This window comes from Sphingomonas sp. GW821-FHT10C01 (assembly GCF_059415525.1).
The window spans coordinates 25,362-43,995 of record NZ_JBWKNK010000003.1 but is presented as its reverse complement, the minus strand read 5'-3'; the positions used below and the strand labels follow the sequence as shown (position 1 = coordinate 43,995).

Annotated in this window: 12 protein-coding genes; 7 read left to right on the top strand and 5 right to left on the bottom strand. The window is 66.1% G+C overall.

Annotated elements, in window-relative coordinates; translation table 11 throughout:
- Positions 1 to 17 precede the first annotated feature (17 nt).
- The 4 genes from AC07M1_RS14225 to AC07M1_RS14210 all read right to left on the bottom strand — a co-directional run bounded on the left by AC07M1_RS14225 (position 18) and on the right by AC07M1_RS14210 (position 4,455).
- Positions 18 to 1,040 carry an N-acetyltransferase DgcN family protein gene (locus AC07M1_RS14225; protein ID WP_495163282.1) on the bottom strand — a complete coding sequence of 341 codons (1,023 nt, stop codon included), beginning with the start codon at positions 1,038 to 1,040 and terminating at the stop codon, positions 18 to 20.
- Positions 1,021 to 2,031 carry a dipeptide epimerase gene (locus AC07M1_RS14220; RefSeq protein ID WP_495163281.1) on the bottom strand — a complete coding sequence of 337 codons (1,011 nt, stop codon included), beginning with the start codon at positions 2,029 to 2,031 and terminating at the stop codon, positions 1,021 to 1,023. Before AC07M1_RS14220 ends, AC07M1_RS14225 begins: the two co-directional genes overlap by 20 nt.
- Positions 2,028 to 3,677, bottom strand: a complete 1,650-nt coding sequence (locus AC07M1_RS14215; protein ID WP_495163280.1) for an N-acyl-D-amino-acid deacylase family protein — start codon at positions 3,675 to 3,677, stop codon at positions 2,028 to 2,030. Before AC07M1_RS14215 ends, AC07M1_RS14220 begins: the two co-directional genes overlap by 4 nt.
- Before the next feature lie 109 nt (positions 3,678 to 3,786).
- On the bottom strand, positions 3,787 to 4,455 hold the full coding sequence (locus AC07M1_RS14210; protein ID WP_495163279.1) for a helix-turn-helix domain-containing protein: 669 nt from the start codon (positions 4,453 to 4,455) through the stop codon (positions 3,787 to 3,789).
- Positions 4,456 to 4,684: 229 nt separating this feature from the next.
- Here AC07M1_RS14210 and AC07M1_RS14205 point away from each other — a divergent pair, with 229 nt between their 5' ends.
- From AC07M1_RS14205 to AC07M1_RS14190, 4 genes are read left to right on the top strand one after another with little or no spacing between them, the layout of a single operon-like run.
- Entirely contained in the window at positions 4,685 to 7,531 is a 2,847-nt protein-coding gene (locus AC07M1_RS14205) for a TonB-dependent receptor domain-containing protein (protein WP_495163278.1), read from the top strand.
- Between the two features lie 45 nt (positions 7,532 to 7,576).
- Entirely contained in the window at positions 7,577 to 8,605 is a 1,029-nt protein-coding gene (bla, locus tag AC07M1_RS14200) for a class A beta-lactamase (protein WP_495163277.1), read from the top strand.
- A complete protein-coding gene (locus AC07M1_RS14195; RefSeq protein ID WP_495163276.1) occupies positions 8,605 to 10,905 on the top strand; it encodes a serine hydrolase in 2,301 nt (766 codons plus the stop codon). Before bla ends, AC07M1_RS14195 begins: the two co-directional genes overlap by 1 nt.
- Positions 10,902 to 12,005, top strand: coding sequence for a YkvI family membrane protein (locus AC07M1_RS14190; protein ID WP_495163275.1), 1,104 nt, complete (start codon positions 10,902 to 10,904; stop codon positions 12,003 to 12,005). Before AC07M1_RS14195 ends, AC07M1_RS14190 begins: the two co-directional genes overlap by 4 nt.
- A 16-nt stretch (positions 12,006 to 12,021) precedes the next feature.
- Here AC07M1_RS14190 and AC07M1_RS14185 read toward each other — a convergent pair whose 3' ends face one another.
- Positions 12,022 to 13,278 carry a dicarboxylate/amino acid:cation symporter gene (locus AC07M1_RS14185; protein ID WP_495163274.1) on the bottom strand — a complete coding sequence of 419 codons (1,257 nt, stop codon included), beginning with the start codon at positions 13,276 to 13,278 and terminating at the stop codon, positions 12,022 to 12,024.
- A 290-nt stretch (positions 13,279 to 13,568) separates the two neighbouring features.
- Between AC07M1_RS14185 and dgcN the strand changes: the two genes are divergently transcribed.
- The 3 genes from dgcN to AC07M1_RS14170 all read left to right on the top strand — a co-directional run bounded on the left by dgcN (position 13,569) and on the right by AC07M1_RS14170 (position 18,613).
- Positions 13,569 to 14,579 carry an N-acetyltransferase DgcN gene (gene dgcN / locus AC07M1_RS14180; protein ID WP_495163273.1) on the top strand — a complete coding sequence of 337 codons (1,011 nt, stop codon included), beginning with the start codon at positions 13,569 to 13,571 and terminating at the stop codon, positions 14,577 to 14,579.
- Positions 14,564 to 15,538 (top strand): N-acetyl-D-Glu racemase DgcA, encoded by a 975-nt coding sequence (gene dgcA, locus AC07M1_RS14175; RefSeq protein WP_495163272.1) that lies wholly within the window; start codon positions 14,564 to 14,566, stop codon positions 15,536 to 15,538. The genes dgcN and dgcA overlap by 16 nt, the downstream gene beginning before the upstream one ends.
- Before the next feature lie 249 nt (positions 15,539 to 15,787).
- The gene (locus tag AC07M1_RS14170) at positions 15,788 to 18,613 is read left to right on the top strand and encodes a TonB-dependent receptor plug domain-containing protein (RefSeq protein WP_495163271.1); all 2,826 of its coding nucleotides are present in this window, start codon (positions 15,788 to 15,790) and stop codon (positions 18,611 to 18,613) included.
- Positions 18,614 to 18,634: the final 21 nt, after the last annotated feature.

Genomic DNA, 18,634 nt, shown 5'->3' with positions numbered 1-18,634 from the left:
TTCGTCAGTCCATCCTGTCAGCGCAGACAGGCCTCGACCAGTGTTTCGAACGCATTACCGCCGCGGATCGGATCGGCGGCGGGCAGGCCATAGCGATCCGCCACTCGGGCGATCTCGTCCGCCGCCGCCGTGTCGTCCAGCGCGGCGGTGTTCAGGCTGATCCCCGCACAGCGCACGTCCGGATTGGTCAGCCGCGCCGCGCTCAGATAGGCGTCGATCGCGACATCGAGCCTGGGCAGCGGATAGGTCGGCCGCCCCAGGATCGTCGTCCGTCCCGGCATATGGCACAGCACGATCACATCGGGCTGGCTGCCATGGATCAGGCCCAGCGTGACCGCGGCGTAGCTCGGGTGGAACAGCGATCCCTGACCCTCGACCACGTCCCAGTGATCGGCCGCCGCCGCCGGGCTGAGCAGCTCCGCCGCGCCCGATACGAAGTCGGAGACGACCGCATCGATCGGCATGCCGCCGCCCGCGATCAGGATGCCGGTCTGCCCGGTCGCGCGAAAGTCGCTCGGCACCCCGCGCGTGGCAAAGGCGCGGGCAAGGGCCAGTGCGGTATATTTCTTGCCCAGCGCGCAATCGGTGCCGACGGTCAGCAGGCGCTTGCCGGCGCGCTTGTCGCCAGTGCCCACCGGAATCCGCGCGGGCGGCACGCGCACATCGTGCAGCTTCACGCCATGGCGTTGTGCCGCCGCCGCGATCGCCGGATGATCGGCAAGGCGGCCGTGCATCCCGCTGACGAGATCGAGACCCGCGGCCATCGCTTCAACCAGCGGCGCGATCCAGCTGTCGGCGATCACGCCGCCCGGATTGGCGACGCCGATCACCACCGATCGTGCGCCGGCGGCAACCGCGTCGGCCGCGCTCATCCGCGGCAGCCCCGTGGTCACGACGGTCCCGGCGAAATCGAGTTCGCCGACGCAGCGGTCGCGCGCCCATTCGGCAAGGCCCAGGCCGGTCTTGGCATAGCCCGGCTCGGTCACATCGCCGAGGAAGAGCAGATAGGGGGCGGGCAGCTCAAGCGAAGGCATTTTCATCGACGCCTCCCCACACCCGCGATGAGATTTCGATGCGGCCATCGCGATACTGCGCGGCGACATCGCGGTCCTGGCCCAGCAGCAGCGGGCCGTCGAGATCGACGACGTCGCAATATTGCCCGACGACATAGGCCGGGGCCATCGACCAAGAGGTGCCGAGCATGTTGCCGACCATCACCTTGAGGCCGAGCACGGAAGCCTGTTTGACGATCTCCAGTGCCTCGGTCAGCCCGCCGCATTTGTCGAGCTTGATGTTCACCACCTGATAGCGCCCGATCAGCGATGGCAGGTCGGCCAGGCTCTGCGCGCTTTCGTCGGCGGCGAGCGGGATGCGGGACTTCAACCCGTCGAGCGTCGCGTCGAGCCCGGCGACCACCGGCTGTTCGAGCAATGCGACATTCGCTTCGAGCAGCACCGGCAGCAGCGCCTCGGTCGTCGCGCGATTGAGGCCCTGATTGGCGTCGACCCCGATCCACGCCTTGGGACAGGCGGCGCGCACGGCGCGCACCCGATCGGCATTGGACGGGTCCTCGGTCAGCTTGAGCTTGAGCGCGGGGACCGGGCCATAGGCCAGGGCCTGCTGTGCCATCGCCTCCGGCGTGTCGGCACCGACGGTGCAGACGGTCACCAGCGGACGCGGATCGTCGATCCCGGCCAGCGCCATCACGGTCGTGTTTTGTTGCCGTGCCTCAAGTTCCCACAAGGCGCAGTCGACCGCGTTGCGCGCCCCGCCCGGGGGCAGCAGCCGCTGGAGTTCGGCGCGGGTGATGCCGGCCTCGATCGCGTCGCGTACCGCCTCGACCTCATGGATCATCTTCGCCGGCGTGTCGTCGCGATAATAGACGCCCGCACCCTCGCCGCGGCCGACATGCTCGCCGTCCGAAAGCTCGACGATCAGCAGCGGCACGCTCGTCCATACCTTGCCGGTGATGCGGAATGGGCTGTGCGTCGCCCATTCCTCCAGCCGTGTCGTCAGGTTCAATCTGGTCACTTGAGTTGCGCTCCCGGCGCCGCGCAGGCGCCCTTCAGGACGGAACCCGGCCGGGCGCCGGTCACCTTGCCGCCCGCCAGCACCAGCTGGCCGTTGACGATCACATCGTCGATCCCGACCGGCGAGACGGTGGGCTGGTTGAACGCCGCACGGTCGTCGAGCTTGTCATAGTCAAAGATCGTCACGTCGGCGCGAAGCCCTTCGCGCAGCACGCCGCGGTCGGCGAGGCCCAGGCGGTGCGCGGGCCAGGACGTCATTTTGCGCACCGCGTCCTCCAGCGTCAGCACCGGGCGGCGCTTGACGTATTCGGCGATGGTGCGCGCGGCGTTGCCATAGGCGCGGGGGTGGGGCAGGCCGAGACCGTCGATCTGGCCGAACACCTCCGCCGCGCCGGCGTCGCTGCCGATCGAGACCCACGGCTGTTTCAGCGCGGTCTCGATATCGCGCTCGTCCATCATGAAATAGAGCGCGACCGCGCGCTTGGGGAGCGCGGCGAGGGTGATGTCCCAGGCGATGTCGGCGGGGTCGGCATTCTCGGCCTTGGCTATCGCGGCGAGCGACTGGAACCGGTATTTGTCCCAGCGCGGATTGTGCGCGTTGCCCAGCACGATCTTGTCCCAGCCGCCGGCCGAAACCACCATGTTGGTCCAGCCCGGCTGGGGTCCCGCAGCGATGTCACGCTTCATCTTGGCGCGCTGCGCCGGATCGTTGAGCAGCTTCACCGCCTCGGCAAAGCCCTTCTCATACACCCAGTTGGGCGCGATGATCTCGAGGCCGGTGCCCGCGAAGGGATAGAGGTACATGTCCGCCGCGACATCGACGCCCCGCGCGCGCGCGTCGTTGATCAGCTTGACCGCTTGCGGCATCAGCTGACCGAATTTGGGTGCCCAGGCGGCCTTCAGGTGGAAGATCTCGACCTTCACCCCGGCGCGCTCGCCGATCGCGATCGCTTCCTTGACGCCGTCGAGCAGCCCTTCGCTCTCATCGCGCATGTGCGTCGCATAGATCGCGTTGCACGGCGCGGCGGTCTTGACGATCTCAACCAGCTCGTCGGTGGTCTGGAAGCTGCCCGGCGGGTAGATCAGCGCGGTGGCCAGGCCCAGTGTGCCCGCGTTCATCGCGATGCGCACCTTGGCCTTGATCTGCGCCATTTGTTCGGGCGTCGGCGTGCCCGCCGCGTCGCCCATCACCTCGCGCCGCGCCTGGGTCGGCGAATAATAGGTGCCGAAATTGACCGTGATCCCCTTGGTCTCCAGCTCCTTGAAATAGGCGGTGACCTGGTCGGCGGGGACGGGGGTGCCGCCTTCGCCCGCGATCAGCGTGGTGACCCCGGTGCGCAGCTTGTTCTCGGCGATGCCGTTGGTGCGCAGCACGCGGCCTGACTGGTCCATCACGTCGATCCAGCCGGGGGAGACATAACGGCCGCGCGCGTCGACCTCCTGCTTGCCCTTGCCGACGACCTTGCCGATCCGGGCGATACGCCCGTCCTTGATCGCGACGTCGGCCGAAACCCAGGGGTTGCCCGCGCCGTCGAGGACGCGGCCGCCCCGGATGACGATGTCATAGTCGGGTGCTGATTCCTGGCTCTGTACCGGTGCGACGGCCATGCCGGCCGCGGCCGCGGCGGCGAAAATGTGCAGCTTCATGCGCCACTCCCCTGTCCGCGATTCGGTCGTTCTCGAATCGCTGTTGGAGCAGTGCTAGCGGCTGATTTTCATTTTGGAAAGTATTCTACCCCGGGAAACATCGCCGGGTCTATTCGGGCCGGGACCAGCGCGGTGCGGCGGTGTCTCCCGTTTCCTCGCCTTGCCGGGCTGCGGCCTCGGCGATCAGTTCGTCCTGCAAATGCTCGTCGCCCGATGCGCACACCACCAGCATGACCGCCTCGTCATGGCCGGGCGCGACCAGATAGGCATGGCCCATGGTGCTGTCGATATAGACGCCCTCGCCCTCATGCAGGGTCACCGGCTCGTAGAATTCGGTGTGGAGGATGGCCGCACCCTTGGTCACATAGGCGAATTCTTCGCCGCTGTGCCGCACCAGATCCCCGAATTCCTCCAGCGTCTTGGACGTGACCCGTGCATGGATCGGGATCATCCGGCGGTTACGAAGCTCGCCCGAGAAGTAACTATACTCATAGTTGTTCGTGGTGATCTGGATCGCGCGGTCGAGCGTTGCGATGCTGCGCCGCCCAGTCACGACCGGCGCACCCTTCTTCGGCGCGGGCTCGGCGAACAAGGCGGTCAGTGGAATATTGAGCGACCGCGCGAACTGCTGGAGCTTGTCATAGCTCAGCGTCAGCTTGTCGTTCTCGATCTTCGACAAGGTCGAGAGCGGGATGCCGACGGCATGGCTCATATCCGACAATTTCCATCCGCGCTCCTGGCGCAGGCGTTTCACGATGGTTCCAAGGCTTGGCGTCATTTGCCAGCTATTTAGCATAGATTTGCGGATTTGAAATCGGTTCCGGCGGTGCAGTTGCTTCGGGAACGGAAGTTTCGCGGGCTCCGGTCTGTCGTGTCATTTTCTGTCTTGACGACATTCTCCAATAAGAGAACAAATGCCACCCCAGAACTAAAGAGAGTCGCGGATCAAGCGATTCCATTGCCGCACAGGGGCACGATTTTCACGAATCGAAAATAGGGGACACGCAATGGCGGACTTGATGGGTATGCGGCGCGACATGAAGCGCCGGATCATGGCGGGCGCGGTATTCGGCCTTCCGCTGGTTCTCCCGAGCTTCGCCTGGGCGCAGGACGCGCCCGAGGAAGAGCCGCAGGAAGTCATCGTCACCGGATCGCAGATCGCGCGCACCGGCTTCGACACGCCCACCCCGGTGACGGTGGTCGGCATCGCCGATCTCGACCGCGTGGCGGCCCCCAACATCGCCGACGCGCTCAACCAATATCCCGCGCTCAAGCCCAGCGTCACGCCCGAAGCGTCGACCAACCTCTCCAAGCTGTCGTCGGGCAATTATCTCGACCTGCGCGGCCTTACTTACCTCCGCACGCTGACCCTGCTCGACGGCAAGCGACCGACGCCCTCGTCGCCGGAGGGCGTGGTCAACGTCAACAACATCCCCCAGGCGGTGATCTCCGGCGCCGAGGTCGTGACCGGCGGCGCCTCCGCCGCTTACGGCTCGGACGCGGTCGCCGGCGTGGTCAACTTCAAGATCGACCACAAGCTCGAGGGCGTGCGCGGCAACGCGCAATACGGCATCAGCGACTATGGCGATAACAAGAGCTATCTCGGCTCGATCGCCGCGGGCACCAAGTTCGCGCAGGGCCGCGGCCACATCATCGTCGGCGGCGAGATCGCGGGCAGCAAGGGCATCCTCAACTATGGCGCGCGCGAATGGGGCGATTATGCCACCATCGCCAACCCCGCCAGCACGGCGACCAACACCGCGCCGACCTTCATCCTGGTCAACCAGCCGCGCGCGTCCAACGCCTCCTATGGAGGCCTGATCAACAGCGCGACCGGCGCCAACGGCACCGCGTTGCTGCGCGGGATCCAGTTCCTGGGCAACGGCCAGACCGGCCCGTTCAACTACGGCACCAACCAGACCGCCAACTCGCACCAGGGCGGCGACGGCGTCTGCGGCATCTGCGACGCGGTCCTGAAACAGCCCTACAAGCGTTGGGCCGCCTATGGCGCGAGCGAGTTCGAATTCAGCACCGCCGCGACGCTCTATGCCAGCTTCGGCTATGCCCGCTCGGATATCGAGAACGCGCCGTCGATCACCGCGAACGATCAGATCACGATCCAGCGCGACAATGTCTATCTGCCCAGCTCGATCCAGACCGTCCTCGCCGCCAATCCCGACATCACCAATTTCGTGATGGGCCGCGCGATCAACGATTATGCGCGCGGCTACATCAACAAGATGAGCTGGAACTGGCAGGCGGTCGCCGGAATGCGCGGCAAGATCGGCGGGTCGTGGAGCTATGACGTCTCCTACACCTACGGCAAGGCGCGCGATTACACCAACTTCGCCGGCGCGCGCATCACCGCCAACTGGCGCAACGCGCTCGACGCGGTCGACAATCCCGCGACCCCCGGCGTGGTCGATCCGATCTGCCGCTCGACGATCACCAATCCCACCAATGGCTGCGTCCCGCTCAACCTGTTCGGCGTCGTGGCGCCGGGTACGCAGGCGGCGGCGATCGACTATATCACCGGGGATTCGATTCGCGACTGGCACATGAAGCAGCAGACCGCCGACCTGATCGTGCGCGGCAACCTCTTCTCGCTGCCGGCCGGCCCGGTCGGCTTCGCGGGCGGCGTCCACTGGCGCAAGTTCGAGGTCGACGTGTTGTCCGATCAGATCTCGGCGAGCCGTCCGGGCGGGGCGACCGTCTATCGCGTCGGCAACACTTTGCCCTTCTCGGGCACCGAAGAGGTCAAGGAAGCGTTCGGCGAGCTGCTGATCCCGGTGCTCGCGGATCAGGCCTATGCCAAGAATCTTGAGCTCAGCCTGGCCGGTCGCATCACCGACTACAAGACCTCGGGTCAGGTCGAAACGTGGAAGGCCGGCATCAACTATGCGATGACCGACTTCCTGCGCTTCCGCGCCACCCGCTCGCGCGACATCCGCGCGCCGAACGTGCAGGAACTGTTCGCCGCCGGCCAGACGCTGATCTTCAACATCACCGACAGCGCCCGCGCGAACGAGATCTATTCGGTCTCGACCACCCAGGGTGGCAACCCGTTCCTGAAGCCTGAAAAGGCCGACACGCTGACCTTGGGCATGATCGTGTCGCCGACGCGCGATCTGCGCTTCTCGATCGATTATTACGACATCAAGATCGAAGGCGCGATCGCCGCGCTGACCGCGCAACAGATCGTCAATCGCTGCAACAATGGCGATGCCGGTGCCTGTGCGCTCGTCACCCGCGGTGCCGGAAGCGGCAGCACGCCGGGCCAGATCAGCGGCATCCTGCTCGCGCCGGCGAACTTCCAGTCAATCATGACCGCGGGCGTGGATTTCGAGGCGTCGTACCGCACCGATCTGTGGAACGGCAGCCTCGATCTGCGCGTGCTCGCCAACTACATCAACAAGCTCGAACTCGTCGGCGACGGCGGCGCGCGGACGATTCTGGCCGGCACGCTGTCGCAGACCTTTGTCGACGGCGTGAACGGCTCGCCCAATCTGCGGGTCACCAGCTCGGCAAGCTACAGCACCGATGGCTGGCGCGCGAACCTCACCGGCCGTTGGGTCGGCGGCGGCCTCATCACCCGCGACACCACCGCGACCAAGCCGTTCGGCACGCCGATCAGCGACAAGATGAACGGCAAGGGCCGTTTCTATCTCGATTTGTCGGGCGAGGTGACCTTGTTCCGTCCGACCGGCGGCAAGAGCAAGGTCGCGGCCTATGGCTCGATCCTCAATCTGCTCAATACCGATCCGCCGATCCTGGGGTACGACTGGGCGACCGCGCGCCATCTCTACGACGTGATCGGGCGGCAATTCACGGCGGGGATCCGCTTCAGCTTCTGATCAAGACGACAACAAGACAATCGAATGGGGAGACAGGGTGTGCGTATGAGCTTGCTGAAAGGCCGAGTATTGGTTTCCCTTTCGGTGCTGTGTCTTGCCGCACCGCCCTTGATTCCCGCCGCCGGCGCCCAGGCCTCACCGGCGCCGGCGGCACGTGCGAAGCTTGAATCCGCCTTCGCCCTGCTCGCCAAGCAGACCGACGGCACCGTCGGGGTGGCGGTGCAGCGGATCGGCGGCGGGCCGGTCTACACGTTAAACGCCGGCCAGACCTTCCCGATGGCCAGCACCTTCAAGATCGCGGTCGCGGGCGCGGTGCTGAACCGGATCGACAAGGGCGAGCTGAAGCTCGACACGATGGTCACCGTCGACCCGTCGGTATGGGTCCAGTCGGCCGGAATCACCGAGCAGATGAAGCATCCCGGCGTCGCGCTGTCGGTGCACAATCTGCTCGAACTGATGCTGACGCGCAGCGACAATACCGCGACCGATGTGATGGTCACCCAGGCGGGCGGTCCCGCCGCGGTCACCGCCTGGTTGCGCAAGGTCGGCGTCACCAGCGGCCAGCGCGTCGATGCCGATACCGCGCGCCTGATCTACCGCGCGCTCGACATCACTCCGGGGCCGGGCAGCTTCAAGGACAATATCGAGCGCGCCTTCGCCGCCGACCCGTCGAAGCGCGACATGGACCAGAAGCGCACCCCCAACATCCCGTTCAACAATGATCCGCGCGACGCCTCGACCCCGGAAGCGATGGTTCAGCTGCTCGCCGTGATCCAGTCGGGCAAGGCATTGAGCGCGTCGAGCACCAAGGTGCTGATCGAGATCATGGAGCGCTGCATCACCGGTGAGAAGCGTTTGAAGGGCCTGCTCCCGCTCGGCACCGTCGTCGCGCACAAGACCGGTACGTTGATGAGCATCGCCAACGATGTCGGCATCGTCACCATGCCCGATGGCAGCAAGTTCGCGATCGCTGCGTTCGTGAAGAGTGACACCAAGGGGATCGACACCCAGGAGCGCGTGATCGCTGAGATCGCCCGAACCGCCTACGACCATTATCTGCTGGGCGGACAATAATGCGCACCCTGCTGGTCGCGGCGCTGGTTTGCGCCGCGCCCGCCGTCGCGCAACCGGTTCAGACCAACGTCACCGCCTCGATCGAGGCGGCGGCACGGGCTGAATTGACGGACAAGGAAATCCCGTCGGTCGCGGTCGCCTTGATCGATCGCAGCGGCGTCGTCTGGTCGCGCGCCTGGGGCACCACGGATGCCGACGGCAAACTGCCCGCCACTCCTAAGACGCTCTACCGTGCCGGATCGGTCAGCAAGCTGTTCACCGATGTCGCGGTGATGCGGCTGGTCGAACAGGGCAAGCTCGATCTCGACGCGCCGGTCACGCGCTACCTGCCCGATTTCCGCCCGCGAAACCCGTTCGGCGGCGCGATCACGCTGCGTCAGCTGATGACGCATCGCAGCGGGCTGGTGCGCGAAGCGCCGCGCGGCCACTATTTCGACGATCACGCCAAGGGGCAGGCCGACGCCGTCGCCAGCCTCAATGCGACCCGGCTGGTCGCCGCGCCCGGCGCGATCACCAAATATTCCAACGCCGGCATCGCCGTGGTCGGCGAAGTCGTCGCCCGCGTCACCGGCAAGCCCTATGCGCAGGCGGTCACCGATCTGGTGTTGCGCCCGCTCGGCATGGCGTCGAGCGGGTTCGCGCGCAGCGCGGTGAAGGGACCGGTCGCCTATTCGCAGATGATCAGCTTCGACGGCGGGCGCTGGGCCGCGCCGCCGCTCGAACTCGGCACCCCGGCAGCGGGCAGCCTCTACACCGACACCGCCGATCTCGGCGCTTTCGCCCGCGCGATGCTCAATGGCGGCGGCGCGGTGCTGAAGCCCGCGACCCTCGCCGAAATGTGGCGCGAGCAATATGGCAAGACCGGGACGCGCAGCTTCGGGCTCGGCTTTGGCCTGGGCACGCTCGATGGCCAGCGCACCGTCGGCCATGGCGGCGCGGTCTATGGTCATGTCACCAGCCTGCAATTGATGCCCGATGCCGGGATCGGCGTGGTCGTCTTCGCGACGGTCGATGCCGGCAATGCCGCCCAGCGGATCGGCGCGCACGCGCTGCGCAGCTGGCTCGCCGCGCGCGAGGGCAGGGCACTGCCCGGCTGGCGGCGCAGCGCCGCGATCAGCGGGGAAGACGCGATCCGGCTCAGCGGCCGCTTCGAGAATGGCGGCGACAGCCTCAATTTGCGCGTGTTCGACGATCGGCTGGTGCTCGACGCGCCCGAACTGGCGGGCGAACTGCGTCGGATCGGCGACCGCTATGTGCTCGACGACGCGCAGCTCTGGCGCGAAGGCGTCGCGGTCGCCCCCGACGCCAGCTGGATCGAGCTTGACGGTCGCCGTTTCGCCCGCGCGCAATGGCGCCGCCCGCCGCCGCCCAATGCCGAACTCGCCGGACTGATCGGCGACTATGGCTGGGACTATAATGTGCTGCGCATCTATGAGCGCGACGGCAAACCCTATGTCCGTGTCGAATGGGTCGACTGGCTCCCGCTCACTCGCGTCGCCGCCGATCACTATGCCTTCCCCAAGGATCACGGCCTCTACCCGCTTGAGGCGCTGACCTTCGAGCGCGACACGGCGGGCAAGGTCACCGCCGCCAAGCTCGGCGACATCCGCTTTCCCCGCCGCGATTTCGGCGCGGAGGGGGAGGCGGCGATCCGCAAGGTGATGGCGACCGGAGGAATCGCCACCGTGCGCGACGGCGCGCGTCGCGCAACCCCGCCGGTGGAGGCCGAGCCGAAGGTGGCGTCCGATCTGGTCGCGGTCCAGTCGCTCGATCCGGCGATCCGGCTCGACGTCCGCTATGCCGGAACCAACAACTTCCTCGGCCAGCAAATCTACGAACGCTCGGGTGCGTTTCTTCAGCGTCCGGCGGCGCAGGCGCTGGCGCGGATCAACCAGGCGCTGGCGACGCAGGGCTTCGGCCTGCTCGTCCATGACGCCTATCGCCCCTGGTACGTCACCAAGATGTTCTGGGACGCGACCCCGCCGGCCAGCCGCATCTTCGTCGCCGATCCCAGCAAGGGGTCGCGCCACAATCGCGGCGCGGCGGTCGACCTTACCATGGTCGATCTGGCGACGGGCACGCCAATGATCACCACCGGCCGCTACGACGAAATGTCGAGCCGGTCCTATACCAACTATGTCGGCGGCAGCGACGAGCAGCGATGGCTGCGCGAGGTGCTGCGCCGTGCGATGGAAGCCGACGGCTTCACCGTTTACCCGCAGGAATGGTGGCATTTCGACCGGGATGGGTGGCAGCAATATCCGATCGGCAATCGCAGTTTCGAGGAGCTTGAGAAGTGAGTGCTGCATCGACGATCAACCGTTATTTGCTCCCCGGATTCGCCTTCAAGGCGGTCGTGATCGGCGGCGGCTATGCCACCGGGCGCGAGCTGGTCGAATTCTTCATGCCCACGGGCCCCGTCGGCGGGCTGTGGGGAATGCTGCTGGCGATGGTGATGTGGAGCGTGATCTGCGCGATCACCTTCCGCTTCGCCTATGCGGTCGGCGCGACCGACTATCAGGGCTTCTTTCGTCCCCTGCTCGGGAAGTTCGATGTCGCGTTCGAGATCATCTATTTCGGCTTCCTGATCCTGGTGCTGTCGGTGTTCGGATCGGCGGCGGGGGCGATCGGCGCGGCGATGTTCGGACTGCCGCATATCGTCGGCACGCTCGCGCTGGTGGCGTCGGTGCTGGTGGTGTGCGCGGTAGGGCAGGGCGCGGCCGAGGCGGTGTTCAAATATGTCTCGATCCTGCTCTACGGCGTTTATGCGATCTTCCTGGTGATGGTGCTGTGGCAGTTCACGCCCCAGATCCGCGCGGGCTTCGCGATGCCGGTGCCGACCGACGGCTGGTTCACCGGCGGGGTCACCTATGCCTCGTACAATGTCATCGGCGCGGTGCTGATCCTGCCGGTGCTGCGGCATCTGCGCAGCGGGCGTGACGCGGTCGTGTCGGGGCTGCTCGCGGGACCGCTGGCGATGGCGCCGGCGATTGCCTTCTTCGTCTGCCTTGTCGGCTTCTATCCCGGCATCGTGAACGAGGAACTGCCGTCGAACTACGTGTTGGACGCGCTCGGCAGCCCGCTCTTCCACTTCGCCTTCCAGGCAATGGTATTCGCTGCGCTACTCGAATGCAGCGTAGGCTTCGTCCAAGCCTTCAATGCACGGATTGACGCCGCCTATCAGCGGCGTGGGAAGGCGATGCCGCAATCGGTGCGCATCGCCGTTCCCGCCGCAGTCACGATCGGATCGGTGTTCATCGCGAGCGCCATCGGCCTCGTCGCGCTGATCGCCAACGGTTATCGCGCGATGGCGATCGCGACGCTGATCGTGTTCGTGCTGCCGTTGATGACGATCGGCGTCTGGCGGCTGTGGCGCGGCCGCGACGCCGTGCAGGCCTGAGGCTTTGCCGCCGCCGTCAGGCGGCGGCACCCTCGACGGTGGCTTGAGGCTCGTTCCCGATCGCCCCCTCGCTCCGCGCGACGATCGTGCAGACGGTCAGATTGGCACAGGCGCTGGGGACGGTGCGGGTCATGTCGAGCAGCCGGTCGAACGGCAGGATGAAGCCGACCAGCAGCGCGGTCTGCTCGGGCGTCACGCCGACGGTCGGCAGCACCGCCGTGAGCATGAACAGCGACGCAGATGGGATCGGCGCGGTACCGAAGGCAGTGAGCGCGCCGACGAACAGCAGGGTCAGGAACACCCCCGCGTCGATATGCACTCCGAACGCCTGCAGCGCGAAGACGCTGAGCAGTCCGACATACATCGCCGTCCCGTCCTTGCCGATGCTGGCGCCGAGCGGCAGCGTGGTGGATGCGATCGCGCGGTCGATCTTGAGGCGATCGCAGGCGACGCGCAGCGCGACCGGCAACGTCGCCGAAGAGGAGGCGGTTGAGAAGGCGACCGCGAGCGCATCCGCGATGCTGCGGAAGAAACGCGGGACCGACATGCCCGCCCCCCATCGGATCAGCGGCGCATGGACCAGCAGCATCTGAAGCAATGCGGCGATCGCCACCGCAGCGGCGAGCAGGCCGATATGCGTAAACACCGCCAGGCCATTGGTCGCCACCGCCCCTGCGATCAGCGCGAACACACCGAACGGTGTGACTTCCATGACGATGCGGATGACTTGGAACAATACCGCTGAGAGCGATTGCAGGAAGCCCGCGACGGGCTTCCCGGCATCGCCGGCAGCAATCACGCCCGCCCCCAGCAAAGTCGCCGCGAACAGGATCGCCAACATGTCGCCATCGACCATCGCCTGCAGGATGTTGAGCGGGATGATGCCGACAAGCTGCTCATAGACGGTCTTGGCTGCACCAAGCTCACGCGGTGCCGCGCCACCGACATTGGCGCCGACGCCCGGCTCCAGCAGGATGCCGATGGTCATGCCGATCGCGACCGCCGCGGCGGTGGTCATCGCGAACAGGCCGACGGTGCGTAGCCCGACCGACCCCAGCTTGCGCGTGTCGCCCAGCGCGGTGATGCCCGACGCAATGCTGACGAAGACGATCGGGACCACCAGCATCCGGATCAACCGGACGAACAACTCGCCCAGGATCGCGACCTTTGGCGCGGCGGCGGGCCAGATCAGCGCGAGCAGCAGGCCAAGGACCATCCCGGCAACGACGCGCTTCCACAGCGCGGTCGCGAACCATGCGCGTACCAGGTTCATGCGTGGCACATCGCGTGCGTTGAGCGGGTCTTCATCATGTGAGGCACCTTCATCCCTGGAGTTTGTCGTTGACGTTCGCTGGCGGGTACCGCGTCCTCCGCGCCGCAGCTGGAACGTTGCCTCAGTAGAACGAAGTGACCGGCACGAGGCAAGGGGCGCACAGCCCGAATGCGTGCACATATTTGGCTGGCTGGCATAGCCCGGGGCTATGGCCCCGCCTCCAATTTTCTATTGGCGAAACCTGCGCTTTCCCGTTCAACCCGATCATCTTTCGGGGAACCCAATCACTTATGAGCAAGCCGCCCTATCTGCTTTATATCGCCCAGGCGACCGATCCGATTTCCGCCAAGACGGCGCGCGGCATCGCGGTGTGGCGCCCCGAATGGGCGGTGGGCCAGGTGCGCTCACCCGGCTCGCCGATCGACCTTGGCGTTCCGGACATGGGTTTCGCCGAAGCGGTCGCGGCCGGCGCGCGGACGATGGTGCTGGGCGTCGCCAATGCCGGCGGTGTGATGGCGCCGGCGACGGTGGCCGATGTGATCGCGGCGATGGAAGCCGGGCTCGATATCGCCAGCGGACTGCATGAACGCCTGTCCGATCAGCCGCAGATTTCCGCGCGCGCCGCCGAGCTTGGCCGTACCTTGTGGGACGTACGCGAGCCGCCGAAGGAGCTGAAGGTCGGCACCGGCGCCCCGCGCGCGGGCAAGCGTCTGCTGACCGTCGGCACCGATTGTTCGGTCGGCAAGATGTACACGACGCTGGCGCTGGAGCGCGAAATGCGCGCGCGCGGCATCGCCGCCGATTTCCGCGGGACCGGCCAGACCGGCATCCTGATCGCGGGTTCGGGCATGCCGGTCGACGCGGTGGTCGCCGACTTCATCTCGGGCTCGGTCGAGCAGCTCTCGCCCGCTCGCGACGATGGCGGCTGGGATGTGATCGAGGGGCAGGGGTCGCTGTTCCATCCCAGCTATGCCGGTGTGTCGCTGGGCCTGCTTCACGGTGCTCAAGCCGATGCGCTGGTGATGTGCCATGAGGCGGGCCGCACGATCATGCGCCACATGAAGACGCACGCCGTGCCCGACCTCAAATTGTGCCTCGAGCGTAATCTGGAGGCGGCGCGCCTCACCAATCCGGCCGTGATCGCGGTGGGCACCGCGCTCAATACGCAGGGGCTGGACGACGCGGCGGCCATCGCCGCGTGCAAGGCGGCGGAAGACGCATTGGGCCTGCCCTGCGCCGACCCGGTCCGGCACGGTGTGGGACGGATCGTCGATCGGCTCGGCACATGCTTCGAACTGTAACCACGGGCATCGAGCAGCGGGCGCTCCACACGCCCTTTCGCATCTCGCGCGGGACCCGCACCGCGATCGACCTTGCGGTCGTGACGATCGCTCGGGATGGCGTCGTCGGTCGTGGCGAGGGATCGGTGACGGCGCGTTATGGCGAGAGCGTCGACAGTGTCGCCGAACAGCTCCGCCAGATCGAGGATGCGATCGCGCAGGGCGCAAGCCGTAACGATCTGCGCGCGCTGATGCCGCCAGGTTCTGCTCGCAATGCCGTGGACTGCGCGCTCTGGGATCTTGAGGCAAAGCTCGGCACGGTCGCCCCGCCGGTCGCGATCCGGCCAGTCCATACCGCGCTGACCCTTGGCATCGACACACCCGAGGCGATGGCTGCCGCCGCGCGAAAGATTCGCGGCGCGGCGATCGTCAAGGTCAAGGTCGACGGCAACGAACCAGAAGCGTGCCTGCGCGCGATCCGTCCCGAAGTGCCGGGATCACGGCTGGTGGTCGACGCGAACGAAGCGTGGACAATGACCCAGGTCGAGGCGCTCCAGCCGATGCTCGCTGAGCTGGAGGTCGAGTTTCTCGAACAGCCGCTGCCCGCCGCGGAGGATGCCGCGCTTGAGGGGTTCCGGGGCCTGGTCCCGACCTGTGCGGATGAATCCTGTCATGTCACCGCGGACCTCGACCGGCTCGCGTCACGCTATCAGATGGTCAATATCAAGCTCGACAAGACCGGCGGCCTGACCGAGGCGCTCGACCTGCTCGCCGGTGCGCGGGCGCGTGGACTCGGCGTGATGGTGGGCTGCATGATCTCGACATCGCTCGCGATCGCGGCGGCATTTCGTGTCGCGGTGCAGGCCGATTGCGCCGATCTCGACGGGCCGCTGTGGCTCGCGGAGGACCGGCCGGGCGGGATCCATATGGGCGAGCATGGCCTGATGTACCCGCCCGAAGCTGGATTCTGGGGCCACTGAGGCCATCTGATTGCGGACGTTTCCATGCTGCGCCGCAGCATGATTCTTTGCGTCATTTCATCACGGCATTGGTCGGCGCGGCGGTTGGCCGATTATGCCCGGTCGCCCGCAAAATCACCATAACCTGTGGCTATAGCTAGGCGAAAGATTCGTTCTGGATTTGTGGTACGTATCACATGGATGTTGCGTCGCGACATAATCGGGGGACAGAACATGACGCTTGCCACGCATCGTATCCGGAGGGGCGTCATGCGGCGTTCGCGCTTCCTCCTTCTGGCAAGCGTCTTTGCCGCCGCCCAGCCGGCATTCGCGCAGAACGAACCGGTCCAGGAAGCCGATGAAGCGCAGGAAGTCGTCGTCACCGGATCGCTGGTCGAGCGAAGCGGCTTCGACACACCGACCCCGGTGACGGTGATCGGCATGGACGCGATCGAGCGCGTCGCGGCGCCGAGCATCGCCGATGTGATCAACCAGATGCCGTCGGTGCGTCCCTCGCTTACGCCGACCAGCGCGGTGAACGCGGGCGGCAACACCCAGACCGGCGGTAATTTCCTTGACCTGCGCGGCCTGGGCTATGCGCGCACGATGGTGCTGCTCGACGGCCGCCGTTACGTGCCGACCAACCCGACCGGCGCGGTCAGCATCAACAATATCCCGCAGGCGTTGATCGACCGCGTCGACATCGTCACTGGCGGCGCATCGGCCGCCTATGGCGCGGACGCGGTGGCGGGCGTCGTCAACCTGCGCATCAATTCGAAGATGCAGGGCGTGCGCGCGACGTTGCAGGGCGGGGCTGCAGAGGAGGGCGACTATCGCCAGATCCTCGCCTCGGTCGCCGCGGGCACCAAGGTCACCGATCGTCTCCACCTCGTCGTGGGTGGCGAATTTTCGGACAATAATGGTATCAACCGCCTGTTCGACCGCGACTGGAGCGCGTGCGGCCCCGGTCTGCTCACTAACCCGAACGCCGGCAATGGCGGGCTCGGCACACCGGAGCAGCCGCGCTTCTTCGTCACCGAATGCGGCGTGCGCAGCAGCAACGTGACCTATGGCGGCGTCATCACCGGCGCCACCTTCACCCCCGGCAATGGCTCGGCGATCACCAGCATCGTCAACCTGCCGGGCTATTTGAAGGGCATCCAGTTCGCGAACGACGGCTCGGCGGTTCCGTTCAACTTCGGAACCCAGGTCAGCTCGGGATCGATGCTCGGCGGCGACGGTCTGAACGGGGTCGGTGAACAGGTCGGCGCGACGCCGATCACCCGCTACAGCGGCTTCGGACGGTTGACCTGGGAAGTCGGTAGCAACTTCGAGCTGTTCGCCGAGCTGTCCTATCACAAGTTCAATTCGGAGCAGGACAACATCCCGTCCAGCTTCCAGTACGCGCTTCGCTCCGACTATGTGTTCCTGCCCGCCGCGCTGCGGCAGACGATGATCAACAACAACGTCGCGACGATCACGGTCGGCAAGAACAACCTCGATCATTCGCGCGTCCGGACGAAGTTCGATACCGATACCCTCCAGACGGCGGTGGGGCTGAGCGGCGAGTTCGCGCCGGGATGGAAGGTCGACGCCTATTACGCCTATGGCCGCAACTATACCGACAATATCGGTCGCAACGTCCGCGTCACCGGCGCGTATACGCTGGCGCTCGACTCGATCGACGACCCGCGCACGCCCGGCATCGTCGATCCGATTTGCCGCTCGACCATCACCAATCCGGGCAATGGCTGCGTCCCGCTCGATATCCTCGGCATCGTCAATCCGAACGATCCGGCTTTGCTCTATGTGAACGGCTTCCAGCGTTTCACCAGCGACATCCGCCAGAACACGATCGCGGCGACGGTACGCGGCAAGCCCTTCTCGACCTGGGCCGGGCCAGTCGCGTTCGCCATCGGTGCTGAATATCGCGATCAGGACCTGACGGTCGGCTATGACGTGCGCTCGCAGGCCGGCGCTTATGGCGCGCCCAGCCTGCCCTATTCGGGGCAGGTTCACGTCAAGGAGCTGTTCGGCGAATTGATGGTCCCGCTGCTCAAGGATTCGTCGCTCGGCAAGCGGCTGAGCCTCGACCTGGCCGGACGCATCACCGACTACAGCACCTCGGGCACGGTCAAGACGTGGAAGGCGGGCCTCGACTATTCGATCACGGACTCGATCCGGCTACGCGCCACGCGCTCGCGCGATATCCGCGCACCTTCGCTGGCCGAGCTGTTCCAGCGCAGCGGCAGCTCGAACCTCAACGTCACCGATTTCGATCCGCGCTATCTGGGGCAGAGCTATTTGGTGACCGCGCTGACGGCGGGCAATCCGAACCTCAAGCCGGAAATCGCCGATACCTTCACCGGCGGCCTGGTGCTGACGCCGACGATGATCCCGGGTCTGCGCCTGTCGGTCGATTACTATGATATCCAGATCAAGGACGCGATCATCCAGATCACGCCCGGGGCGACGGTGCAGCAATGTTTCACGGTCAACACGGCGGCCTGCGCCTTCATCACGCGCGATACCGCCGGCCGCATCGTCAGCGTGTTCAGCGGCCCGGTGAACCTGGCCAGCGCGATGACGCGTGGCGTGGATGTCGAGCTGCAATATTCGCTGCCGGTGGGCAGCGATCGGATCACCTTCCAGACCCTGGTCAACTATCTGATCAAGACCGAACTGGACGATGGCATCAGCAAGACCCGTCTCGACAACAGCATGGCACAGTCGACCGTCGCGGCGCTCGGCGGTAACCCGCGCTGGAAGGCGAATTTCAATGCCAGCTACGTCGCGGAGGATTTTCGCCTGAGCGGCACGGCGCGCTATGTCGGCGGCGGCTATATCGACCGGACGATGACCGCGAAGGATCTCGACAGGCTGACGGTGAAGGGGCGTGTCTATTTCGACCTGTCGGGCGAAGTGACCGTGCTCAAGCCGAAGGGCGAGGGCAGCAAGGTCGCGCTGTTCGCGGCGGTACAGAACCTGCTCGACACCGATCCGCCGATCACGGGCGCGGGCGGCTATGGCACGACGCGCGGTCTGTTCGACACGATCGGACGCCAGTTCATCGGCGGGGTTCGTCTGAACTTCTGACCGGGGCGGAATAGGGGAGAA